This is a genomic window from Janthinobacterium rivuli (assembly GCF_009208735.1).
Taxonomy (GTDB): Bacteria; Pseudomonadota; Gammaproteobacteria; order Burkholderiales; family Burkholderiaceae_D; genus Janthinobacterium.
Map to the genome: position 1 here is coordinate 1 of NZ_WFLJ01000026.1, position 21,086 is coordinate 21,086.

Annotated in this window: 13 protein-coding genes; 9 read left to right on the top strand and 4 right to left on the bottom strand. The window is 66.3% G+C overall.

Translation table 11 applies throughout. From position 1 onward, the window contains the following. From GCN78_RS26780 to GCN78_RS26790, 3 genes are all read right to left on the bottom strand, one after another. A partial coding sequence (locus GCN78_RS26780) for an AAA family ATPase (RefSeq protein WP_152254419.1) occupies positions 1-1,019 on the bottom strand: 1,019 nt, incomplete at its 3' end. A 16-nt stretch (positions 1,020-1,035) separates the two neighbouring features. Further along, positions 1,036-2,262: an exonuclease SbcCD subunit D C-terminal domain-containing protein gene (locus tag GCN78_RS26785; protein WP_152254420.1), complete on the bottom strand. Its 1,227-nt coding sequence runs from the start codon at positions 2,260-2,262 to the stop codon at positions 1,036-1,038. Between the two features lie 66 nt (positions 2,263-2,328). Then, the gene (locus GCN78_RS26790) at positions 2,329-5,349 is read right to left on the bottom strand and encodes a PAS domain-containing protein (protein WP_226939842.1); all 3,021 of its coding nucleotides are present in this window, start codon (positions 5,347-5,349) and stop codon (positions 2,329-2,331) included. Between the two features lie 282 nt (positions 5,350-5,631). On the opposite strand from GCN78_RS26790, the gene GCN78_RS26795 reads away from it, so the two are divergent. Both GCN78_RS26795 and GCN78_RS26800 read left to right on the top strand, forming a co-directional pair. Then, positions 5,632-6,003 carry a YajD family HNH nuclease gene (locus tag GCN78_RS26795; protein ID WP_034755042.1) on the top strand — a complete coding sequence of 124 codons (372 nt, stop codon included), beginning with the start codon at positions 5,632-5,634 and terminating at the stop codon, positions 6,001-6,003. Positions 6,004-6,023: 20 nt separating this feature from the next. Continuing rightward, positions 6,024-6,692, top strand: a complete 669-nt coding sequence (locus tag GCN78_RS26800) for a response regulator (RefSeq protein WP_152254421.1) — start codon at positions 6,024-6,026, stop codon at positions 6,690-6,692. A 29-nt stretch (positions 6,693-6,721) separates the two neighbouring features. Here the strand turns inward: GCN78_RS26800 and GCN78_RS26805 are convergent, their stop codons facing one another. Then, entirely contained in the window at positions 6,722-8,875 is a 2,154-nt protein-coding gene (locus GCN78_RS26805) for a TonB-dependent receptor domain-containing protein (protein WP_152254422.1), read from the bottom strand. A 343-nt stretch (positions 8,876-9,218) separates the two neighbouring features. Here GCN78_RS26805 and GCN78_RS26810 point away from each other — a divergent pair, with 343 nt between their 5' ends. From GCN78_RS26810 to clpB, 7 genes are all read left to right on the top strand, one after another. Beyond that, a complete protein-coding gene (locus GCN78_RS26810) occupies positions 9,219-10,502 on the top strand; it encodes a winged helix-turn-helix domain-containing protein (protein WP_152254423.1) in 1,284 nt (427 codons plus the stop codon). Beyond that, on the top strand, positions 10,499-11,491 hold the full coding sequence (locus GCN78_RS26815; RefSeq protein WP_152254424.1) for a DUF2804 domain-containing protein: 993 nt from the start codon (positions 10,499-10,501) through the stop codon (positions 11,489-11,491). The genes GCN78_RS26810 and GCN78_RS26815 overlap by 4 nt, the downstream gene beginning before the upstream one ends. Positions 11,492-11,605: 114 nt before the next feature. Continuing rightward, positions 11,606-14,272 (top strand): bifunctional acetate--CoA ligase family protein/GNAT family N-acetyltransferase, encoded by a 2,667-nt coding sequence (locus tag GCN78_RS26820; protein WP_193316885.1) that lies wholly within the window; start codon positions 11,606-11,608, stop codon positions 14,270-14,272. Between the two features lie 116 nt (positions 14,273-14,388). Next, complete coding sequence (locus GCN78_RS26825) at positions 14,389-15,030, top strand: hemerythrin domain-containing protein (RefSeq protein WP_152254425.1); 642 nt, start codon at positions 14,389-14,391, stop codon at positions 15,028-15,030. 180 nt (positions 15,031-15,210) lie between these two features. Continuing rightward, complete coding sequence (locus GCN78_RS26830; RefSeq protein WP_152254426.1) at positions 15,211-17,793, top strand: DUF349 domain-containing protein; 2,583 nt, start codon at positions 15,211-15,213, stop codon at positions 17,791-17,793. Continuing rightward, positions 17,790-18,257 carry a molybdopterin synthase catalytic subunit MoaE gene (moaE, locus tag GCN78_RS26835; protein WP_152254427.1) on the top strand — a complete coding sequence of 156 codons (468 nt, stop codon included), beginning with the start codon at positions 17,790-17,792 and terminating at the stop codon, positions 18,255-18,257. The genes GCN78_RS26830 and moaE overlap by 4 nt, the downstream gene beginning before the upstream one ends. Positions 18,258-18,378: 121 nt before the next feature. Next, positions 18,379-20,985 carry an ATP-dependent chaperone ClpB gene (gene clpB / locus GCN78_RS26840; protein WP_152254428.1) on the top strand — a complete coding sequence of 869 codons (2,607 nt, stop codon included), beginning with the start codon at positions 18,379-18,381 and terminating at the stop codon, positions 20,983-20,985. Positions 20,986-21,086 lie beyond the last annotated feature (101 nt).

The window sequence follows — 21,086 nt, forward strand, 5'->3', positions numbered from 1 at the left end:
GCCTGCGCCGCCTGCAGGCGCGACGCTTCCAGCGCGGCGCCGGTGCCGGCGATGTCGCTGGCCAGGCGCGCCACGTCGTCGATCAGGGGGCGCGCCGGCTGCAGCAATTCCCACTGCGCCAGCGCCGCGCGGCGCTCTTCGGCGGCGGCCCGTTCGGCATCCGCGCCATCGAGCGCCGCTTGCGCCGCCACTACCTGGCTTTGCAGCTTGTGCGTTTCCTGGTGCCAGCGCTGCTGCAGTTCCAGCACCGCCTTGCGCAAGTCGATCGTTTGCAAGGTGGTCTCGGCCGCGCCGTACAGCGCCTCGGTCTCGGCCCGCTCTTCCGGCGACAGGGGACGCTGATCGGCCAGTTTTTCGCCCAGGCGTTCGAGGACCTGCTTTTCCTTTTTCGCCCTCTCGAAGGCGCGCATGGAAATGTCGGTATAGATGCTGCTGCCCGTCAGGGTTTCCAGCAGCTCCCCCCGTTCATTGTCTTCCGTCTTGAGGAAGGTGGAAAACTCGTTTTGCGCCAGCAGCACGGCGCGGGTGAACTGGTCGAAGGACAGGCCGATGCGCTTTTCGATCTCTTCCTTGACTTCCGTCTTGGTGCCGCCGATGGGTTGCAGCGCGGGCAGCTGGTGCAAGCTCATGGCGGTCGCCTGCAGCGCGCCTTCGGCCTTCGTGCGCGAACGGCGCACGCTCCAGCGCGCGCGGTAGTGACCGCCGTCGTTGCCGACGAAATCGACTTGCGCGTAACCGTCCGGCGTGCCGCGGCGCAGCAGGGTGCGCGTATCCTGGGCGTTGACGGTTTCCTTGCCCACGTCGGGCAGGGCGCTGCCCCGGCCCAGCACCTTCAGCAGGCGCGGCGTGGCGTCGTACAGGGCCAGGCACAGCGCGTCGAGCAGGGTGCTCTTGCCCGCGCCCGTGGGGCCGCTGATGGCGAACAGGCCGGCGGACGCCAGCGGCTCCTGCTGGAAGTCGACTTCAAATTCGCCGGCCAGCGAGGCCAGGTTCTTGCCACTGATGTTCAGGATTTTCATGGTTTTTCAGGATTACTCAGGCGCCGGGCAGCAGCAGTTCGGCCAGGGCCGACAGTTGTTCGGGCGGTGCTTCTTTGCCGTACTTTTGCAGGTACAGGCGGCGGAAGATGTCGTCGGGCTGCAGCTGGCCCAATTGGTCGAGCGTCATGTTTTCGGGCGCGCTGCTGCGCGCGGCGCTCGACGTCTCGATCTTCGCCAGGCGCACCGGCTTGCCGTCCAGGGCCGTTTCGATGCGCGTGCGCAGGCCCGGTTCGGGCGCGTCCAGGCGCACGCGCACTTCCAGGAAGGGCTGCGCTTCCGGTGGCGCGGCGGGCAGGTCGAGGGCGGCCAGCTGTTCCAGCACTTCGGCGATCGGCGCCGGCGTGGCGGGTACGCGCAGCAGGGGCACGGCGCGTGGCACTTCGATGACGCGTACCTCGCGTAATTGCTCGCCCTCGATATCGAGGCACAGCACCTGGTGGCGGTAGTTCACTTCCGCGAAGGACAGGGGAATCGGGCTGCCGCAGTAGCGGATGTGCTCCTGGCCGCCCACGGCCTGCGCCTTGTGCAGGTGGCCCAGCGCCGCATACGCGATGGCGGCGTCAAAAATCCCCGAGGGCAGCATCTCCGTGCCGCCGATGACGATGCGGCGTTCGGAGTCGTTCGACATTTCGCCGCCCACCATGTGGCAATGGCCCATGGCCAGGATGGCTTGCCCGGGCTGGCGGCGCGCCAGCGCCAGGTCCGCCAGCTGGCGGTACAGCAGCGCGATGCCGCCCAGGTAGGCGTCCTGGGTGTCGCCGGCCGGCAGCTTCGGCACGTCGCCGGGGCGCAAAAAGGGCACGGCCAGGCACCAGGCTTGTACCTGCCCATCGCTGCCGGTGAGCGGCAGCAGCAGGCGTTCCAGGTCGATATTGCCCGCTTCGTCCCGCAGCAAGTGGCCGATCACGTGCGTGCCATGCGCGGCCAGCAGAGGGGCGGGCGCTTCCAGCCGGCCGGCCGAATCGTGGTTGCCGGCGACGACGATCAGCTGCAGCGCGGGCAGGCGCGCGCGCGCCTGCTGCAGGAACACGTACAGCTGCTTTTGCGAGGCGGCCGACGGGTTGGCGTTGTCGAACACGTCGCCGGCGACGAGCAGCACGTCGACCTGTTCGGCGACGAGCGTGTCGAGCAGCCAGTCGAGGAAGCGCTGGTGCTCGTAGCCCCGCTCATAATTGTGCAGGGTCTGGCCCAGATGCCAGTCGGAAGTGTGCAGCAGGCGCATGGTGGGGCAAGGGTAGGGGAGGACAGGCGCCAATATAGCAGGAATGGCGCCAGGCGCCAGCGGCCATCAAGTCGTCAGCACGCCGGCGCGATAGGTATTCCTGCCATCCTGCTTGGCCTGGTACAGCAGCACGTCGGCGCGCTGCAGCAGCACGGCGGGCGAGATGTCTTCGTCGCGGTAGAAGGCCAGGCCGATGCTGGCGGAAATGCGCACGGTGATGCCATCGAGTTCGAACGGCTGCCGCATGGCGGCGACGATTTTTTCCGCCAGCACGGCCGCGTCGTCGGGACGGACGATCTGTTCCATGATGATGGTGAATTCGTCGCCGCCCAGGCGGGCGATGATGTCGGTGGCGCGCATGGTCTGCGTCAGGCGCTGGGCGAAGGCGCGCAGCAGGGCGTCGCCGGTGCCGTGGCCGTGCGTGTCGTTGACGGGCTTGAAGCGGTCGATATCCATGTACATGACGGCCATCAGGTGCCGCTGGCGGCGGCTGGCGTGCATGGCGTCGCTGAGTTTTTGCTGGAAGCCGGCGCGGTTCGACAGGCCGGTGAGCGCATCGACCTGGGCCAGTTTCAGCAGGCGCTGTTTTTCGCGTTTTTGTACGGTGATATCCTGGCGCATCACGTGAAAGCCCACCACCTGCAGCTTGTCCTCGCCGATCTGCGGGATGTAGATCACTTCCATGCAGCGCTCGATGCCTTCCTTGTCGTCTTCTTCCTCGAAGCTCAAAGTTTCGCCCGCCAGCACGCGCTCGATGTACGGCGCCACCGTGCGGTAGCGCGCCTCGCCCACCGTGTCGCGCACGCTCTTGCCCAGCGCCTGCTGGCCCGTCAGGCCGAATTCGCGCTCATAGGCGATGTTCAGGAAACGGTAGACCTGGTCGGCGTCGATGTAGGCGATCATGGCGGGCAAGGTGTCGGCGATGGTGCGCAGGCGCGCTTCGCTTTCCAGCAGCGCCACTTCCGATTCGCGCAAGGTGGTGATGTCGTCCAGGCTGCCCACATAGCCTTCGATCCTGCCGTCGATGAGGATGGGGGCGATTTTGACGGAGACCCAGACCAGTCTGCCGTCGCGCTGCAGGCAGCGCAGGGTCGACTGGAACGGTGCGTGGCTGCGCGTGAGCTGTTCCAGCGCCACGTGCATCAGCGGATAGTCGTCCGGGTGCAGGGCGCTGGTCCAGCCGGCGCCCAGGGCGGCGGCGCGCGGCAGGCCGGTGATCGATTCGAAGGTGCGGTTGACGTAGGTGCAGCGGCGCTGGCGGTCCAGGCGCACCAGCCCGAGCGGCGAGGCGTCGTTGACGGCGGCCAGCTCGGCCTGTTTCTGGCGCAGTTCCAGTTCCTGCTGGCGGCGCTGCGAGATATCCTCGGCGATGCACAGGATGTGCTCGATCTGCTGGCGCTCGTCGAACACGGGCACGGAGACGGCGCGCAGGTAGCGCAGGCTGCCGTCCGCCAGGCGCAGCGGCTTTTCCGTATGGTCGATGACGCCGCGCTCGGCCAGGATGGCGCGGTCGTCCTCGGCGTCGTGCAGGCCGAAGTCGGGCGGGAAGGCCTGGCAATCGGTCTTGCCGATGACGTCGGTGGCCAGGTGGCCCGTGATATCCTCGGCCGCCCTGTTCCACACTTCCATCTTGCCGAAGTTTTCCGGGCGCGCGCTTTTCACGTAGACCAGCACGGGCAAATGGTCGATCAGCGATTGCAGGAAGCTGCGGTTGTCCTGCAGCGCCAGTTCGTCGTGCTTGCGCGCGCTGATGTCGCGCGAGGTGACGGCCACGCCGTCGGCGATCGGCACCACCTGGTGGCGCAGCCAGCGCGTGCCGCCCGAGGCCAGCGGCAGCTCGAATTCATCTTCCAGCGGCTGGCCCGTTTCCATCACCAGCACGAAGCGCTTGAAGAAGCGCTCGCCGCGCAGCAGCGGTACCTGCGGCAGCACGCGCTGGCCCAGCAGCTCGGCGCGCGGCTTGCCCAGCATGTCGGCGGCCCGTTCGTTGACGTCGGCGAAAATGAAGTCTTCCACCGGCTTGCCCGGCGCGGGACGCCAGGCTTTCAGCAGCAGCACGGCATCGAGGCTGCCCTGGTGCGCCGCGCGCAGCAGCGCCTGGGCTTCCTTGGCCTGGCGGATGCTGCGGCGCAGGCGCGCGCTCTGGCGCATCAGCAGGGCCGTGAAGGCGGCAATGAGCACGCTGGCGGCGAGCAGCGCACCGACATAGATCAGGCGGCGGTGTTCGAAGCGGGCCAGGGCGACGGCGCGGCTCACGCCCACCACGGCCAGCAGCGGGTAGCGCGGCAGCTCACTGTAGCTGTAGATGCGCGCCGTCGCGTCGACGGGCGGCTCGATCAGCAGCTCCTCGGGCGCGTGCCGCGGCGGTCCCGGCATGCGGAAGTCGATGCGGTCGCTGACGATCAATTGCTCGCCGATGCGCCCCACCGTCAGGCCGCTGTCGCGCGCCACCAGCATCAGCGCGCCCTGTTCATCGAGATTGAGCCGGTCGTAGTCGTCGACAAAATACGTGGGGTCGACGAGGATGACGATGGCGCCGGCAAAGCGGCCCTGCGCATCGTTCAGGCGGCGTGCCAGGCGGATGGTCCAGCGCTTGCTGCTTGCATCGAGCATGGGCGTGTCGACCAGGGCCGTATCGGATGCATTGGCGGCCAGCGCCCTGAAAAATGCCTGCCTGGCCAGGTTTTCCGGCAAATAGGCGTGGGCGCTGTCGAGCACATTGCCCTGCGCGTCGACGAGCGCAATCGGCAGCTCCAGTTTCGACGGCAGCACGCTGTCGAGCAGACCCTGGCGGCGCGTGAATTCGTTGAGGCGCAGGCCGCCGTCCGTTTCCTCGTATTTGAGCTTGAACAATTGCGTGGCGTGATCGGTCTGGCGCAGGATGTAGCTGGTATGGTCGGCCAGGGTACGCGCCAGCGACTGGCTGACGGCCACGGCGTCGCGCACCGCGCCGGCCCGCTCCTGGCCCACCTGGTACAGGACGGCCGCCCACAGCGCCAGCAGCAGGATGAGCGCGAACAGGGGCACCAGGCTGAAACGGTACAGGCGGCGGGCAAGGCGTTGCAGGGGTCTTGTTATCGCTATCACGGGCGCTTGCAGGCTATATTCATGGAAAAGGGGAGGGGCGGCGTGGCGCGCATGATAGCCGAAATCGGCCGCCTTACGCGTCAGCGTGTTGCCGCCGCTGCCATCGTCTGTTCGCGGTCTGTCGCTGGGCTTATTTTGCGTTAAATCAAGTATTTGTGGTGCCGCGCACGCTAAAAAAAGCACGCCGGCGGCGACACGGGCTGGCGGCGTGGCAGAAAAAGTACAATTGCACCGCCATCCTCATTAAAATGAGCGCTTCTCCCTCCCATATCGAAAGTTGTCATGCAGAGTAAAAAGCCCGACGCGGCAAGACTGGACAAGATCGTGGCCGAAGCGCGCCGCGCCGCCGACCAGCGCGAGAGCGGCTACCGCGAGCGCTCGCTGAAGATGTATCCGTGGGTCTGCGGCCGCTGCATGCGCGAATTTACGCGCGCCAACGTGCAGCAACTGACGGTGCACCACCGCGACCATAACCACGACAACAATCCGCCCGACGGCAGCAACTGGGAACTGCTGTGCCTGTATTGCCACGACAATGAACACTCGCGCTATCTGGAAGCGGACCGTGGCGCCGGCCTGCTGTCGGCCGAGGTGGCGCCCGCCACGCACAATCCCTTCGCCGCGCTCGCTGGCCTGATCAAGAAAAAGGACTGAGCGGACCGCGCCGCTTCCCCATGCGCATCTTGCTGACCGAAGACGACCCGCAGCTGGGCCGGGCCACGCAGATCGGCCTGGAACAGGGCGGCTATGCCGTCGACTGGGTCACGAGCGCGGAGCAGGCGCACACGGCCGTGCGCCTGCACGACTATGGCTGCATCCTGCTCGACCTGGGCTTGCCGGGGCAGGACGGCATGCAGGCGCTGGGCGTGTTGCGCGACAATGGCTACAGCGGCGCCGTGCTGGTCGTCACGGCGCGCGACACGGTGGGCGAGCGCATCGCCGGACTCGACGCGGGCGCCGACGACTTTTTAGTGAAACCGTTCGACCTCGACGAGCTGGCCGCGCGCATCCGCAGCGCCTGCCGCCGCGCCGCCGGCCGCCTGCGTGAACAGCTCGTGCATGGCGACCTGGTGCTCGATATCGCGCACCGGCACCTGACGCGACGGGGCATGCCCGTGATGCTGACGGTGAAGGAATTTCGCATCCTGCAATTGCTGCTGGAACACGATGGCCGGGTACTGAGCCGGGAACAGCTGGAGAAAAACCTGTACAGCTGGGGTGATGAAGTGGAAAGCAATGCCGTGCAAGTGCATATCCACCACCTGCGCAAGAAGCTGGGGCGGGACGTGATACGCACCGTGCATGCGATCGGCTATTGCATCGACAAGCCCAAAGTGGCTTGACGGAGGCGGCCCGCGGGCCGCCCGTTTGATCAGAAATCGACGGTGGCCGACAGCCACAGGCGGCGTCCATCCAGACTGTTGACGTAGCGGTTGGCGTAGGTCAGCGCCAGACCCGCGCCTGCGCGGTACGGCTGGTAGTCGATGAAGTCCTTGTTGAGCAGGTTGTACACGGCCGCGTTGAGGGTGACGCGCTGGGTCAGCTGATAGCTGCTGCCCAGGTGCAGCATGGTGTAGCCCTGGTAGTCGCCCAGCGCGGCCTTGGCGGCGCGCGTGGACGCCGAGGTGCCCGGATCGCGGAAGCGCTCGCTGCGATACTCGGCGCGCAGCCAGCCGTTCCATGCGCGCGAGATATCCCACGAGAGGCGCGCGTTGAGGGCGTGCTTCGGCGTGTCGCTCAGGGGCTTGCCGGCGTTGCTGCCGCTCTTTTGTTCGCTTTCCGTGTAGGTGTAGTTGGCGCTGGCCGACAGGGTCTTGCCCAGCGGGAAGCGCGTGTTCAGCTCGACGCCGCGCGTGACGGCCTCATCCACGTTGACCGATTGGCCGAACGCGTCGACGTTGGGCCAGTTGCCGAAGCTGACGCAGCCGGGACGGTTCGGCGATGGACGGTAGTCGCAGTTGACGAGGCCCGTGCCCGTCGTGATCTTGTCCTTGAAGGTATTGTTGAACATGGTGCCGCTGGCGGTCCAGCCGGCCAGGTTGTCGAAATACGCACCGATTTCCGTCGTCGTGCTCGTTTCCGGCTTCAGGTTCGGGCTGCCGACGAGGGGGATCGTGCCCTGGCCGCCGAAACCGTTGATGCCTGGCGACAACTGCTCCACGCGCGGCGTCTTGTAGCCCTTGCTGACGCCGCCCTTGACGGTCCAGCTTGGGGACGCGTTCCACACGGCATACGCGCGGGGGCTGGTCTGGCCGCCGAAGATGCTGTGGTCGTCATAGCGGGCGCCGAAGGTCAGCGCGACGTTGTCCAGCACCTGCCATTCGTCTTCCAGGAACAGGGCTTTTTGCGTGAATTCGAATTTTGTCGGTGCCACGCCATCCGTCATTTCCGCCTTCCACCACTGCGCGCCGACGGTGGCCATGTGTTTGCCCAAGGGCATGACCAATTTGGTGTCGAACACCTGGCTTTCCACTTCCAGGGTGCGTGCGCTGCCGGCCACGGCGTCCGGCGTGCCCGGCGGAATCGTGCGGCCCAGGGTTTCCGTCTTGTTCACCATGTAGCTGCTGTCGAGGGTGCCGAAGCCGAAGCGGCCCGTGTGGGACAGGGTCCACTGGTCGCGCTTGTATTTCTGCTCGGGGCCGTAGCCGCCCTGCAAGCCCAAGGTGCCCAGTTGCTTCTTCGAATTGTCGTAGGTCTGGCGGCCCGCGTCCGCGTCGAGGATGACGCTGTGGGTGCGGTTCGGCGTAAAGGCCAGGCGCGCGCCGAAGTTGTCGATGTCCGCGCGCACGGGATTGGCGCCCATGTTCGGCACGACTGCCGTGCCTGCCGCGTCGGTGTAACGGATGTCGGCCGCATCGCGGCGCTGCTTGCTGCCGCGCAGGGACAGGCCCAGCAGGTCGGTGGCGATGGGGCCGCTCAGGTAGAAGCGGCCGATTTTCACGTCGCCGAAATCGGATTCCTGCTGCACGGTGTAGTCGGCCGAGACGGAGCCCATCCACTGCTTGCCCACCTTGCGCGTGATGATGTTGATCACGCCGCCCATGGCGTCCGAGCCGTACAGGGTGGACATGGGGCCGCGGATGATCTCGATGCGCTCGATGGCGGCCAGCGGCGGCATGAAGCTCGTCTGCGTGCCGCCGAAGCCGTTCGGCGTGACGTTGCCGGCCGCGTTCTGGCGGCGTCCGTCGATCAGCACCAGGGTGTAGTCGCTGGGCATGCCGCGGATGCTGATGTTCATGCCGCCCGTCTTGTCGCCCGCCGCGCCCACGTCGATGCCTTCCACGCTTTCCAGCGCCTGCGTCAGGTTGCCGAAGCGCTCCTTCGACAGTGCATCGCGCGTCAGCACCGTGATCGAGGCGGGTGCCTGCTTGATATCCTGCTCGAAACCGGAGGCGGAGACCACCACTTCCGGCATGCTGCCAGGCGTGCCCGTCTGGGCGTGAGCCGGCAGGCAGGACAGGGCGGCCAAGGCCAGGGCCAGGGTGGTGGGGCGCGGCAGGCGCGCGTGGCGGAAGTGCTTGGACATGCAAACTCCTGGAGAATGGATCAGTGATTGGTCTGGACTGTATTGATAATGGGAATCATGAAAATAATAAGAATCATTCACAATTACAGGCATGGCTTCCCAAACAATATTTCGCCGTGCAGCATGCGCAGAAGTTCTTAAGAGATTCTTAACAAGCGCGCCAGCATGCGAACGCGGCACCGGTCCCGCCAGGCGCCTTGTCTTCGGTGAAGACCGGCGGCCGCTGGCAGGGACGGCGGCTGGCCGTGACGGCCGTATTGCCCCGGGTGGCGGCGCCAGCGGCGGCGCGCTCCGATAGCGAGAAAACGCACAAGGCGGGTGCGGAATGCGGTATCTTTCTGCTATGCACAGCCCACACCAGCCCCTACCTCCCGACGCCCCTTCCTTGTCGCTGGCCGCCGCGCGCGCCCTGCATCTGGCCGCGCAGGGTTTGCTGCAGGCGCGGCGCAAGAAAGCCGTGAAGGCCGACGTGCTGGCCGCCGTGCGGCAGATGGGCGTGCTGCAGATCGACACCATCCACGTGGTGGCGCGCAGCCCCTACCTGGTGCTGTGGAGCCGGCTGGGCGACTATCCGCAGCCGTGGCTGGAGCAGTTGCTGGCCGAGGGCGCGCTGTTCGAATACTGGGCGCACGAAGCGTGCTTCGTGCCCATCGAAGACTATGGCTTGTACCGCCACCGCATGCTGGACCCGGCCGCCATGGGCTGGAAGTATTCGGTCAAATGGATGGCCGAGCAGGGCGACGCCGTCGCCTCGGTGCTCGAACACATCCGCGCCAACGGCGCCGCGCGTTCGGCCGACTTCGAGCGCACGGATGGCCAGGCGGGCGGCTGGTGGAGCTGGAAGCCGGAAAAGCGCTCGCTGGAAGTGCTGTTTACGTCGGGCGTGCTGATGATCGCCAAGCGCCATCAGTTCCAGCGCTATTACGACCTGGCCGAAAGAGTGCTGCCGGGCTGGCACGACGGCTTGCTGCCGTCCGCGGAGCAGGTGCGCCGGCGCCTGCTGCTGGCCAGCGTGAAGGCGCTGGGCCTGGCGCGGGCCGGCTGGATCAGCGACTACTTCCGCACGAAACAATCGCGCGCCAGCCTGGCGCACGATTTGCAGGCGCTGGTGGACGAGGGCGCGCTGCTGCGCTGCATGGTCGATGGCTGGAGTGATGCCGTGTACGTGCATGCCGAGCATGGAGACTTGTTGCGCGACGCGGCCGCCGGCAAGCTGGCGCCCACCTTGACGACGATCCTCTCGCCGTTCGATCCCGTCGTATGGGACCGGCGCCGCGCCCTGGAACTGTTCGGCTTTGACTACCGGCTCGAATGCTACACGCCGGCCGAAAAGCGCCGCTATGGCTACTTCACCCTGCCGATCCTGCGGCGCGGCGCGCTGGTGGGACGGCTGGACGCCAAGGCGCACCGCGCGCAGGGGCGTTTCGAGATCAAGTCGCTGGCGCTGGAAGAGGGCGTGCGCCTCAGTGCCCGCCTGGTGCAGGACGTGGCTGGCGCCGTGCAGCGGCTGGCGCTGTGGCATGCCTGCCCGGATATCGAGATTGCGCAGGCGCGCCCGGCGTTGTTTGGCGCGCAGCTGGCCCAGGTCCTGCAGGACGCTGGCCAGGCGGCAAGGCGGGCCGCATGATGCTGCCGCCGGCGCCTTCCCACCTGCTCGACGCCAATGGCGTTCCCTGCTTTGGCCGCTACACGGGGCAGCTGGACGCCTTCGACTGGGCCGCGCTGGCGCCGCCGCACGCGCGCGGCGCCCTGTGGCGCCTGTTCCACCACAAGCGCTGGCATTACGTGGCCCTGTCCACGCCCACCCTGTTCTGCGGCGTGGCCATCGTCGACCTGGGCTGGACCAGCACGGCCTTCGCCTATGCCTTCGACCGCCACAAGGGCAAGATCGTGGCCAGTTTTTCGCAGGATGGCGTGCCCGGCTTGAGCGCCACGCTGGCGCCGCATGCGGGGGGCAGCAGCCGTTTCCGCTTCTTCTCGCAAAAAATCAGTATCGAAGCCCAGCCGCAGCAGCGCTACCGTTTGCGGCTCGATTGCGGCCACTTCGGCATCGATGCGGAATTCGGCCCGCCCGTGGCGCCCACCTTGCTGGCCGTGGGACCCGTGGGCGAGGGCGGCAGCGTGCATGCGACGCAAAAGTCGGGCGGCCTGCCCTTGTGGGGCAGCGTGCGCTGCGGCGCCATCGGCTACAGCTTGGACGACGGCGTGGCCAGCTTCGACTATTCGAACGGCTTGCTGGCGCGCGAGACGGAATGGCGCTGGGCCTCGGCGCACGGCCTGGACCTGGGTTTCAATCTGCAGGCAGGTTATTTCGGCGCGCACGAAAACGCGCTGTGGCTCGATGGCCAGCTGTATCCGCTGGGCCGCGCGCATTTCGACTTCAATCCCGAGAACCCGCTGGCGCCGTGGCATGTGTGGACGGACGACGATTTGCTCGACCTGCATTTCAAGCCGGAAGGGGCGCGCCGCGAAGACAAGAACCTGTGGCTCGCCGCCAGCCGCTACATCCAGCCGATCGGCACCTTCAGCGGCTGGGTGCGCACCAGCGCGGACGCTCCCAAGCGCATCGTGGCGCAGCTGGCCGGGGTGACGGAAAGCCACCGCTCGCGCTGGTAGCCATGCTTTTTTTGCGGAATGCACGACAAGGTCAAATTTATTTGGCAACGCATCCTATACACTGGCGCATAGTCGCTCCGGCAATCCCGCTCCGGCAATCCATGAGGCCAGAACATGAGTATCCGTAATCTCGACAAGCTGTTCAAGCCGGCCTCGGTGGCCCTGATCGGCGCCACGGCGCGCGAACGCAAGCTGGGTGCCATCGCCCTGTACAACCTGCTCGGTGGCGGCTACCAAGGGGACATTTGGCCCGTCAATCCCAAGTACGACGAACTGATGGGCCTGAAATGCTACCGCAAGCTGGCACATTTGCCGAAGGCGCCGGACCTGGCCATCATCTGCACGCCGCCCGCCACCATCACGGCCCTGATCCGCGAACTGGGCGCGCTGGGCACGCGCGCCGTCATCGTCATGACGTCGGGCCTCGACCCCGTGCGCGAGCAGTCGCTGCGCCTGGCCATGCTGAAGGCGGCCAAGCCGCACCTGCTGCGCATCCTGGGGCCCAACAGCATGGGGCTGCTGGTGCCGAAGCTGGGCTTGAACGCCAGCTTCGCCCATGTGGGCGCGACGAGCGGCAAGATCGCCTTCGTGTCGCAGTCGGGGGCGCTGGTGTCGGGCGTGCTCGACTGGGCCAACGCGCACGGCGTGGGCTTTTCCAAGTTCATTTCGCTCGGTGCCAGCTATGACATCGATTTCGGCGACCTGCTCGACTACCTGGCCGGCGACGTCGACACGGCAGCCATCCTGCTGTACATGGAAGACATCCAGGCGGCGCGCAAATTCATGTCGGCGGCGCGGGCGGCCGCGCGCAGCAAGCCCGTCATCGTCCTGAAGGCGGGACGCGAGGCGGAAGGCGCCGCCATGGCGGCCTGGCACACGGGCGCGCTGGCCGGCTCCGACGCCGTGTATGACGCGGCCATCCGCCGCGCCGGCATGCTGCGTGTGTATTCGGCCGAAGAACTGTTCGACGCCGTGGAAACGCTCACGCACATCCGCTCGCAGCGCGGCGAGCGCCTGGCGATCCTGTGCAACGGCGGCGGCCTGGGCGTGATGGCCACCGATGCGCTGGTGGGCAGCGGCGGCAAGCTGGCCGAACTGTCGCCCGATACCGTGATCGCGCTGGAAAAGGCGCTGCCGCGGGGCTGGTCGCACGACAACCCCGTGGGCTTGCCCGGCGACGCGGCCGTGCAGCGCTATGCGGACGCCATCAAGCCGCTACTCGACGAGCCGCAGGCGGACGCCTTGCTGCTGCTGCACGCGCCCACGGCCATGGTCTCGTCGATCGACATCGCCGAAGCCGTCACGCCGCTGATCAATGCCACGTCGCGCACGGTGCTGTCGTGCCTGCTGGGCGGCACCACCGTGGCGCCCGCGCGCCAGGTCTTCAACCGGGCCGGCATACCCACCTACGACACGCCGGAAAAGGCCGTGCATGGCTTCATGCAGATCGTGCAGTACCGGCGCAACCAGGAAACCCTGATGCAGGTGCCGGCGCAGCTGCCCATGTCGGCCACCCCGCGCCGCGCCAGGGTGCGCGAAATCGTCGCCGCCGCGCTGGCCGCCGGCCAGACGGTGCTGGGCGAATGCCGCTCGAAGGAAATTCTGGCCGCCTACGGCATCCCCGTCGCCACCACGCGCATGGCGGCCGACGTGGAAGAGGCGCTGGCCGTGGCGGCCGATATCGGCTACCCGGTCGCGCTGAAAATCCATTCGCCCGACATCGCCCACAAATCCGACGTGGGCGGCGTGGCGCTCGACCTCGACACGCCCGACATCCTGCGCACGGCGGCCGCCGCCATGCTCAAGCGCGTGCGCCGCATGCGCCCCGATGCGCTGATCGACGGTTTCACGGTGCAGCAGATGGCGCGCCGGCCGCAGTCGCATGAACTGATCGTCGGCGTCACCACGGACGCCGCCTTCGGCCCCGTGATATTGGTGGGGCAGGGCGGCATCGCCGTGGAAGTGACGGCCGATCACGCCATCGGCCTGCCGCCGCTGAACATGGTGCTGGCGCGCGACATGCTGGCGCGCACGCGCGTGTCGAAACTGCTGGCCGGCTACCGCAACCAGCCGCCGGCCGACATCGACGCCATCTGCTACACCCTGATCCAGGTGGCCGAACTGGTGGCCGACATCGGCGAGCTGGCCGAGCTCGACATCAATCCGCTGGTGGCCGACGCCCACGGCGTGATCGCGCTCGACGCGCGCATCCGCCTGCAGCCGGGCCAGAAGCGCGACCGCCTGGCCATCCGCCCGTATCCGCAGGAGCTGGAAGAGCAGGTGACGTGGATGGACCAGTCCATCCTGCTGCGCCCCATCCGCCCCGAGGACGCGCCGCAGCACATGGACCTGTTCCACGCGCTGGATCCGGACGACGTGCGCCTGCGCTTTTTTACTTCCATGCGCGAGCTGCCCGTGTCGCAGCTGGCGCGCCTGACGCAGATCGATTACGACCGCGCCATGGCCTTCATCGCCACGCACACGGGCCCGGACGGCCAGCCGGAAACCCTGGGCGTGGTGCGCGCCGTGGCCGACCCGGACAATATCCACGCCGATTTCGCCATCGCCGTGCGCTCGGCCCTGAAAGGCAAGGGCCTGGGACACATCCTGTTCGAGAAGCTGGTCGACTACTTCCGCAGCCGCGGCACGGAAGCGCTGGTGGGCGAGGCGATGGCGCGCAACAAGGGCATGCAGCGGCTGGTGAAAAGCTTTGGCGGCGAGGTCACGCCATCGGAAGAGCCTGGCGTCGTCAACCTGCATATCGGCTTGCGCGCGCCCTGAAAAAAAGCGCAGGGGGCTCGCTGCGGGTTTGTGCAGGATCAAACCGCCCCCTGTCGGCAGTCTTTACACTTTCACTTCCAGGATGAGACATCCAGCGCGTTTTCGGGAGTGAGTGCATGCTTACGGCAACATACATATTGGTTTCCCTGTCGGTGGAACAGGCCAGCATCCGCATGAGCCTGTTAGCCTTTCAGAAGTACATGCATGCGCAGCTGCGCCAGCAGAGCAGGCTCAGCCTGGCGCAGCTGCAGTATGCGGGCGACTGGCTGAACCGGCTGTACCAGGGAGGCTACTGGCGCAAGGTGGAGATGTACCTGATCCCCGCCATCCGCCAGGCCGCGCCGCATGCGGACGGTTTGCTCGACGGTTTGCTCAATGAGATCAATGGCTTGAACCACGCGGCGCTGGACAGCATCAATGTCGTGCAGCAGCGCGCGGGTGCCGCCATCGACCATACCGAATTGCAGGCCGAGCAGCTGTGCGCCGCCATCGACGCCTTTTGCGCCACCTTGCTGCAGCGCCTCGAAAAAGAAGAGCGCGAGCTGTTCGTGCTGGCGCGCAAGGTGATCGTGGGCGAGGCGTGGTTCGCCATCGCCTATCAATTTCTCGCCCACGATGCGCGCGCGCAGGAAGCGCGCCGTGGCAAGGCGCAGGTGCTGCCCTTTGTCTTGCCCGTGCCGGGTACGCCTGACGGCACCGTCGACGCCACCGCGGACGCCGTGCCCGCCATGCCACAACCGCTGCGTGCGCAGGCTTGAAGCGGTAGCGAGCGCCCACCCTGTCCGGCAGCGTGTGGCGGGCCAGCTTTTGCTCTCCTGAGCCCGGCTCTGTCATAGGGAAAAGAATCATTTTACTCATTTGATAACTTGTTCAGTCCTGTCCGATGCAATACCCCGGGCTTTGTTATGATGGTGGTTTTGATCCACGCGAAACCCGTCATGTTCGAATTTCTCTTCAAGCGTTCTGCCAGCAAGACTGCCGTCCCCGATCCTGTCGTGGCAGAACAGGCCGCCGCCTCGGCGCAGAGCGCATCGCGCCGCGCCGAACAGGTTGCGCGTGCCCATGCCGTGGTGGGCGACGAAGCCGCCGCCGTTGAATTCATCCTGTCCAGCGAGTTTGCCGATGCCCGTTTGATCGCCGCTGAACACGTCCATGCCTTGCCCCTGCTGGAAAAAGTCCACCACGCCATGCGCAACACGGACCGCCGCGTTGCCAAGCTGATGCAAGGCCGCATCGACCTGATCCGTCATCAGGCTGCCGAGACGCAGCGCGCCCAGGCCAGCATCGATACGGCCCAGCGCCTGTTGAACGATGAAAAGCTGAGCCCGAACCAGGTCGCCGAGCTGGACCGCCAATGGCAAGTCATCAAGGCCACGCCCGAGCTGGCGACGGCCTTTACCGCCGCGCGCGCCGCGCTGGCGGCCCGCCTGGAAGCGCAAGTGGTGTTGCAGCGCGCCGTGATCGACGCCGTCGCCGCAGCGCGCGCGCTGGCCAGCAATGGCCAGTCCGCCGGGGAGCTGGCGCAGGCGCTGGCCAGCCTGGACGCTGAACATGCGCGGCATGCGCAATCGCCCGAACGCGCATCTTTGCCGAAACACCTGGAAAACGATTTCATCCAGGCGCGCGAGCAGGCGCAGTCCGCCTTGCAAGCCCTGCAGCAACACCAGGCCGTGTTCGACGCGCGCCAGGTCGCGCTGGCCGAATGGCAGGCGCAGGACGCCGCCACCCTGGACGCGGACACCTTGAAGCGCGCGTGGCAAGCCCTGCCGCGCCTGCCCGAATCGAGTTTGTCCGACAGCTTGCAACAGCAATTTGCGGCCGTGCTGGCCAGCGCGCCGGCGCCCGTGCAGGCGGCGCCGGAGGCCGCACCGGCCCATGCCGCAGCTGTACCTGCGCCGCGCAAGCCGCGCCAGGAACACGCGCCCGTGTCGAAAGAAGCGACGGAGCAGTTCGTCAAGACGCTCGACGCCATGGAAGCGGCCTTGCAGGAAGGATTGCTGCACGTGGCGTCCGAGCACGACAAGACCTTGCGCGATAGCAAGCACGGCCGTCTGACGCCTGCGCAAGCGGATCGCCTGGCCCATGTGCGCGCGCAATTCAAGCAACTGGCCGACTGGGCGCGCTGGGGCGGCAACGTGTCGCGCGAGGAATTGGTCAAGGCGGGCGAGGAATTGCCGGCACAGCAATTGCCGATGGCCGAGCTGGCCAAGAAAGTGGGCAGCCTGCGCGAGCGCTGGAAGTCGCTCGATACCTTGTCCGGCCCGGCGCCAAAATCCCTGTGGGAGCGTTTCGATGCGGCCTGCAGCGTGGCGTATGCGCCGGCGGCCCAGCATTTCAAGCAGCTGGCCGAAGAGCGCCACGGCAATGCGGCCAAGGCCCAGGAATTGATCGCGGAAACGGCGGCCCTGGCCGCCGAAGAGAGTACCGACTGGAAACACGTCGCCTCCGCCTCGCAGCGCTTGCGCCAGGCGTGGACGCGCCTGGGCACCATCGACCGCAAGGAAAAGAAGCGCCTGGACGCCGAATTTGGCGCCGCGCTGGACGCCCTGTCGAAGCCGCTGGACACGCAGCGCCAGATCGAGACGGCGCGCCGCGAACAATTGATCGTCGAAGTGGGCTTGCTCAAACCATCCGAGCGCAACACGGTCGACATGCTCAAAGCCTTGCAGGATAAATGGCAGGAGCTGGCGAAAGCCCTGCCGCTGGAACGCCGCGCGGAACAGGCGCTGTGGCAGCGCTTCCGCGCCGCCTGCGACGATATCTTTGCCAAGCGCAAGGAAACGGCCCATGCGGCCGACCACGAGCGCCGCGAACACCTGCATGCGCGCGAAGCGCTGTGCGTGGCGCTGGAAACGGCCGTCGTGCCCGAGGGCGACGACAAGGCCCGCACCGCCTTCATCCATCACTTGCTGCGCGACACGCGCGCCGCCTGGAACGCCACCGGTCCCGTGCCGCGCGCCAGCGAAGCGAAGATCGAACAGCGCTACCAGGCGGCTGTCGCCGGCGTGCAAGCGCAAGCGGACGCCATCGCCGAGCGCGCGGGCGCTGCCCAGGCCAACGCCTTGCGCGACAAGCTGCGCCTGGCGCAGGCGCTGGAAACGGCCCTGATCGACGGTGATGTCAGCACGGATGCGGTCGCCTGGTCCGAGCGCTGGAGCGCCTTGCCGGCGCTCGACACGCACTATGAACGCAGCCTGCAGCAGCGCTTTGCCGCCGCCCTGGCCGCGCTGGGCGAGGGCGCTGGCGCCTACGTGCGGCAATTGCAGGCCAACCAGGAGCGCTTGCTCGATGAAGTCTTGCGCCTGGAAATCGTCGCCGGCGTCGACAGCGGCGCCGAATTTGCCCGCGACCGCCTGAAAATGCAGGTGGAAGTGCTGCAATCGTCGCTCAAGTCGGGCCAGAAGCCGCTCACGCAAGTGTCGCAGCTGATGCAGCTGTGCGCGATTGCCGCCGCCACCGACGCGCGCACGGCCAGCCGCATCGAAACTTTGCTGCGCCGCATCGGAGGCCACGCCAAATGAACACCACCGTCCGCGTCCAGCACGCTGATTTTGACTTGAGTCAAGAAATTGCACAATTGCGTGCAGGCAACCCCAAGGTGGGCGCCGTGGTCGGCTTTGTCGGCACGGTGCGCGACATGAACGAGGGCCTGGACGTGGCCGCCATGGAGCTCGAGCACTATCCGGGCATGACGGAAAAGTCCATCGAAGCGATCGTCGAGCAGGCGCGCGCCCGCTGGCCCCTGTCGGGCGCGCTGGTGATCCACCGCGTGGGTCCCTTGCTGCCGCAGGAGCAGATCGTGCTGGTGGCGGTCTCGTCCGCCCACCGGGGCGAGGCCTTCGCCGCCTGCGAGTTCATCATCGACTACCTGAAGACGGAAGCGCCGTTCTGGAAGAAGGAAGACACGCCGGAAGGGGCGCGCTGGGTCGATGCGCGCGACAGCGACGAGACGGCCCTGGACAAGTGGACGGCTCGCCCCACCTGAGGCGTCTCGCTCGCGCACGTTAGCATTTTCTAAAGTGCATCGATTCCTTGCATTGTGTATCCTTGAAAAGCACTGCCTCACCCCAATTTGGTTAACAACTAATTAACCGGGAGCGCTTTTCATGCGACAAGACAAACTCACTACCAAGTTACAGGAAGCCCTGGCCGACGCACAAAGTCTGGCCGTGGGCAACGACAATCCCTATATCGAACCAGTCCACCTGCTGACGGCCCTGTTGAACCAGGACGACGGCGGCGCCCGCTCGCTGCTGCAGCGGGCCGGCGTCAACGTGGGCGGCCTCTCCAAGGCCCTGGGCGCGTCCCTCGAACGCTTGCCGAAAGTCTCCGGCACGGGCGGCGACGTGCAGGTCAGCCGCGAATTCGTGGCCCTGCTGAACCTGGCCGACAAGGAATCGCAAAAGGCGGGCGACCAGTTCGTGTCCAGCGAAATGGTCTTGCTGGCCATGACGGACGACAAGTCCGACTGCGGCAAGCTGGCGCGCGAAAACGGCCTGACCCGCAAGGCACTGGAAGCGGCCATCGACGCCGTGCGCGGCGGCAACAAGGTCGACTCGCAAGAGGCCGAAGGCCAGCGCGAAGCCTTGAAAAAATACACGCTGGACCTGACGGAACGGGCGCGCAAGGGCAAGCTCGACCCTGTGATCGGCCGCGACGATGAAATCCGCCGCACCATCCAGATCCTGCAGCGCCGCAGCAAGAACAATCCCGTGCTGATCGGCGAACCGGGCGTGGGCAAGACGGCCATCGTCGAAGGCCTGGCGCAGCGCATCGTCAATGGCGAAGTGCCCGAGTCCTTGAAGGGCAAGCGCGTACTGTCGCTGGACATGGCCGCCTTGCTGGCCGGCGCGAAATTCCGCGGCGAATTCGAGGAGCGCCTGAAATCCGTGCTGAAGGAACTGGCCATGGACGAGGGGCAAACCATCGTCTTCATCGACGAGATGCACACCATGGTGGGCGCGGGCAAGGCCGAAGGCGCGATGGACGCCGGCAATATGCTGAAACCGGCGCTGGCGCGCGGCGAGCTGCACTGCGTGGGCGCCACCACGCTCGACGAGTACCGCAAGTACATCGAAAAAGATGCGGCGCTGGAACGCCGTTTCCAGAAAGTGCTCGTCGACGAGCCGACCGTGGAGGCGACGATCGCCATCCTGCGCGGCTTGCAGGATAAGTACGCGCTGCACCACAAGGTGGAGATCACGGACGCGGCCATCATCGCCGCCGCCGAGTTGTCGCACCGCTACATCACGGACCGTTTCCTGCCCGACAAGGCGATCGACCTGATCGATGAAGCGGCGGCGAAGATCAAGATCGAGATCGACTCGAAGCCGGAAGTGATGGACAAGCTGGAACGCCGTCTGATCCAGCTCAAGATCGAGCGCGAAGCCGTCAAGAAGGAAAAGGACGAGGCGTCGTTGCGTCGCCTGGCCCTGATCGAGGAAGAAATCGTCAAGCTGCAGCGCGAATACAATGACTTCGAGGAAATCCTGAAGGCCGAAAAAGCCGTGGTGCAGGGCAGCACGCACATCAAGGAAGAGATCGAGAACGTCAAGCTGCAGATGGAGCAGGCCACGCGCGAGAGCAACTGGCAGAAAGTGTCGGAGCTGCAGTACGGCAAGCTGCCGCAGCTGGAAGCCCAGCTCAAGCAGGCTGACAGCGGCATGCCGAAGGTCGATCCCGACCAGCCGAAGCTGCTGCGCACGGAAGTGGGCGCCGAGGAAATCGCCGAAGTGGTGTCGCGCGCGACGGGCATTCCCGTGTCGCGCATGATGCAGGGCGAGCGCGACAAGCTGCTGCACATCGAAGAGAAGCTGCACGAGCGCGTCGTCGGCCAGGATGAGGCGATCACGGCCGTGGCTGACGCCATCCGCCGCTCGCGCGCCGGCCTCTCCGACCCGAACCGGCCGTATGGTTCCTTCATGTTCCTGGGGCCGACGGGTGTGGGCAAGACCGAGCTGAGCAAGGCGCTGGCGACCTTCCTGTTCGATACGGAAGAATCGATGATCCGCATCGACATGAGCGAGTTCATGGAGAAGCATTCCGTGGCCCGTCTGATCGGCGCGCCACCGGGCTACGTGGGCTACGACGAGGGCGGCTACCTGACGGAAGCCGTGCGCCGCAAGCCGTACAGCGTGATCCTGCTCGACGAGGTGGAAAAGGCGCATGCCGACGTCTTCAACGTGCTGCTGCAAGTGCTCGACGATGGACGCATGACGGACGGCCAGGGCCGCACGGTGGACTTCAAGAATACCGTCATCATCATGACCTCGAACCTGGGCTCGCACAAGATCCAGGCCATGGAGAGCGATGATCCCGGTGTCGTGAAGCTGGCCGTGATGGCCGAAGTACGTTCGCACTTCCGTCCCGAGTTCGTCAACCGTATCGACGAAATCGTCGTGTTCCACGGCCTCGACGAGAAAAACATCGGCGCGATCGCGAAGATCCAGCTGAAGATTCTCGAAGAACGCCTGGCGCGCATGGACATGCAGCTGAGCTTGACGGACGCGGCCTTGCAGCAGATCGCCGAAGCGGGCTACGACCCGGTGTATGGGGCGCGTCCGCTGAAACGGGCGATCCAGCAGCAGATCGAAAATCCGCTGTCGAAGCTGATCCTGGAAGGCAGGTTCGGCCCGAAAGACGAGATCCGCATCGACGCCCAGAACGGCAACCTGGTATTTACGGGTGCGCAAGTGGGGCTGGACAAGGTGTAATGTTGACCCCAGCGGCGAAAGGCTGGGGTCGGACCCTCAGGGGGCATGTGCCACAATGTGGCGCATGCCGATTCCGGAGGAACCGACCCCGGTCTTTGCTT

Bases quoted from the DNA above. Each gene is read 5' to 3' on its own strand.
- GCN78_RS26795 (WP_034755042.1), top strand. From the start codon at position 5,632: ATGCAGAGTAAAAAGCCCGACGCGGCAAGACTGGACAAGATCGTGGCC.
- clpB (WP_152254428.1), top strand. From the start codon at position 18,379: ATGCGACAAGACAAACTCACTACCAAGTTACAGGAAGCCCTGGCCGAC.
- GCN78_RS26805 (WP_152254422.1), bottom strand. From the start codon at position 8,875: ATGTCCAAGCACTTCCGCCACGCGCGCCTGCCGCGCCCCACCACCCTG.
- moaE (WP_152254427.1), top strand. From the start codon at position 17,790: ATGAACACCACCGTCCGCGTCCAGCACGCTGATTTTGACTTGAGTCAA.
- GCN78_RS26800 (WP_152254421.1), top strand. From the start codon at position 6,024: ATGCGCATCTTGCTGACCGAAGACGACCCGCAGCTGGGCCGGGCCACG.
- GCN78_RS26825 (WP_152254425.1), top strand. From the start codon at position 14,389: ATGCTTACGGCAACATACATATTGGTTTCCCTGTCGGTGGAACAGGCC.
- GCN78_RS26785 (WP_152254420.1), bottom strand. From the start codon at position 2,262: ATGCGCCTGCTGCACACTTCCGACTGGCATCTGGGCCAGACCCTGCAC.
- GCN78_RS26815 (WP_152254424.1), top strand. From the start codon at position 10,499: ATGATGCTGCCGCCGGCGCCTTCCCACCTGCTCGACGCCAATGGCGTT.
- GCN78_RS26820 (WP_193316885.1), top strand. From the start codon at position 11,606: ATGAGTATCCGTAATCTCGACAAGCTGTTCAAGCCGGCCTCGGTGGCC.
- GCN78_RS26810 (WP_152254423.1), top strand. From the start codon at position 9,219: ATGCACAGCCCACACCAGCCCCTACCTCCCGACGCCCCTTCCTTGTCG.
- GCN78_RS26830 (WP_152254426.1), top strand. From the start codon at position 15,211: ATGTTCGAATTTCTCTTCAAGCGTTCTGCCAGCAAGACTGCCGTCCCC.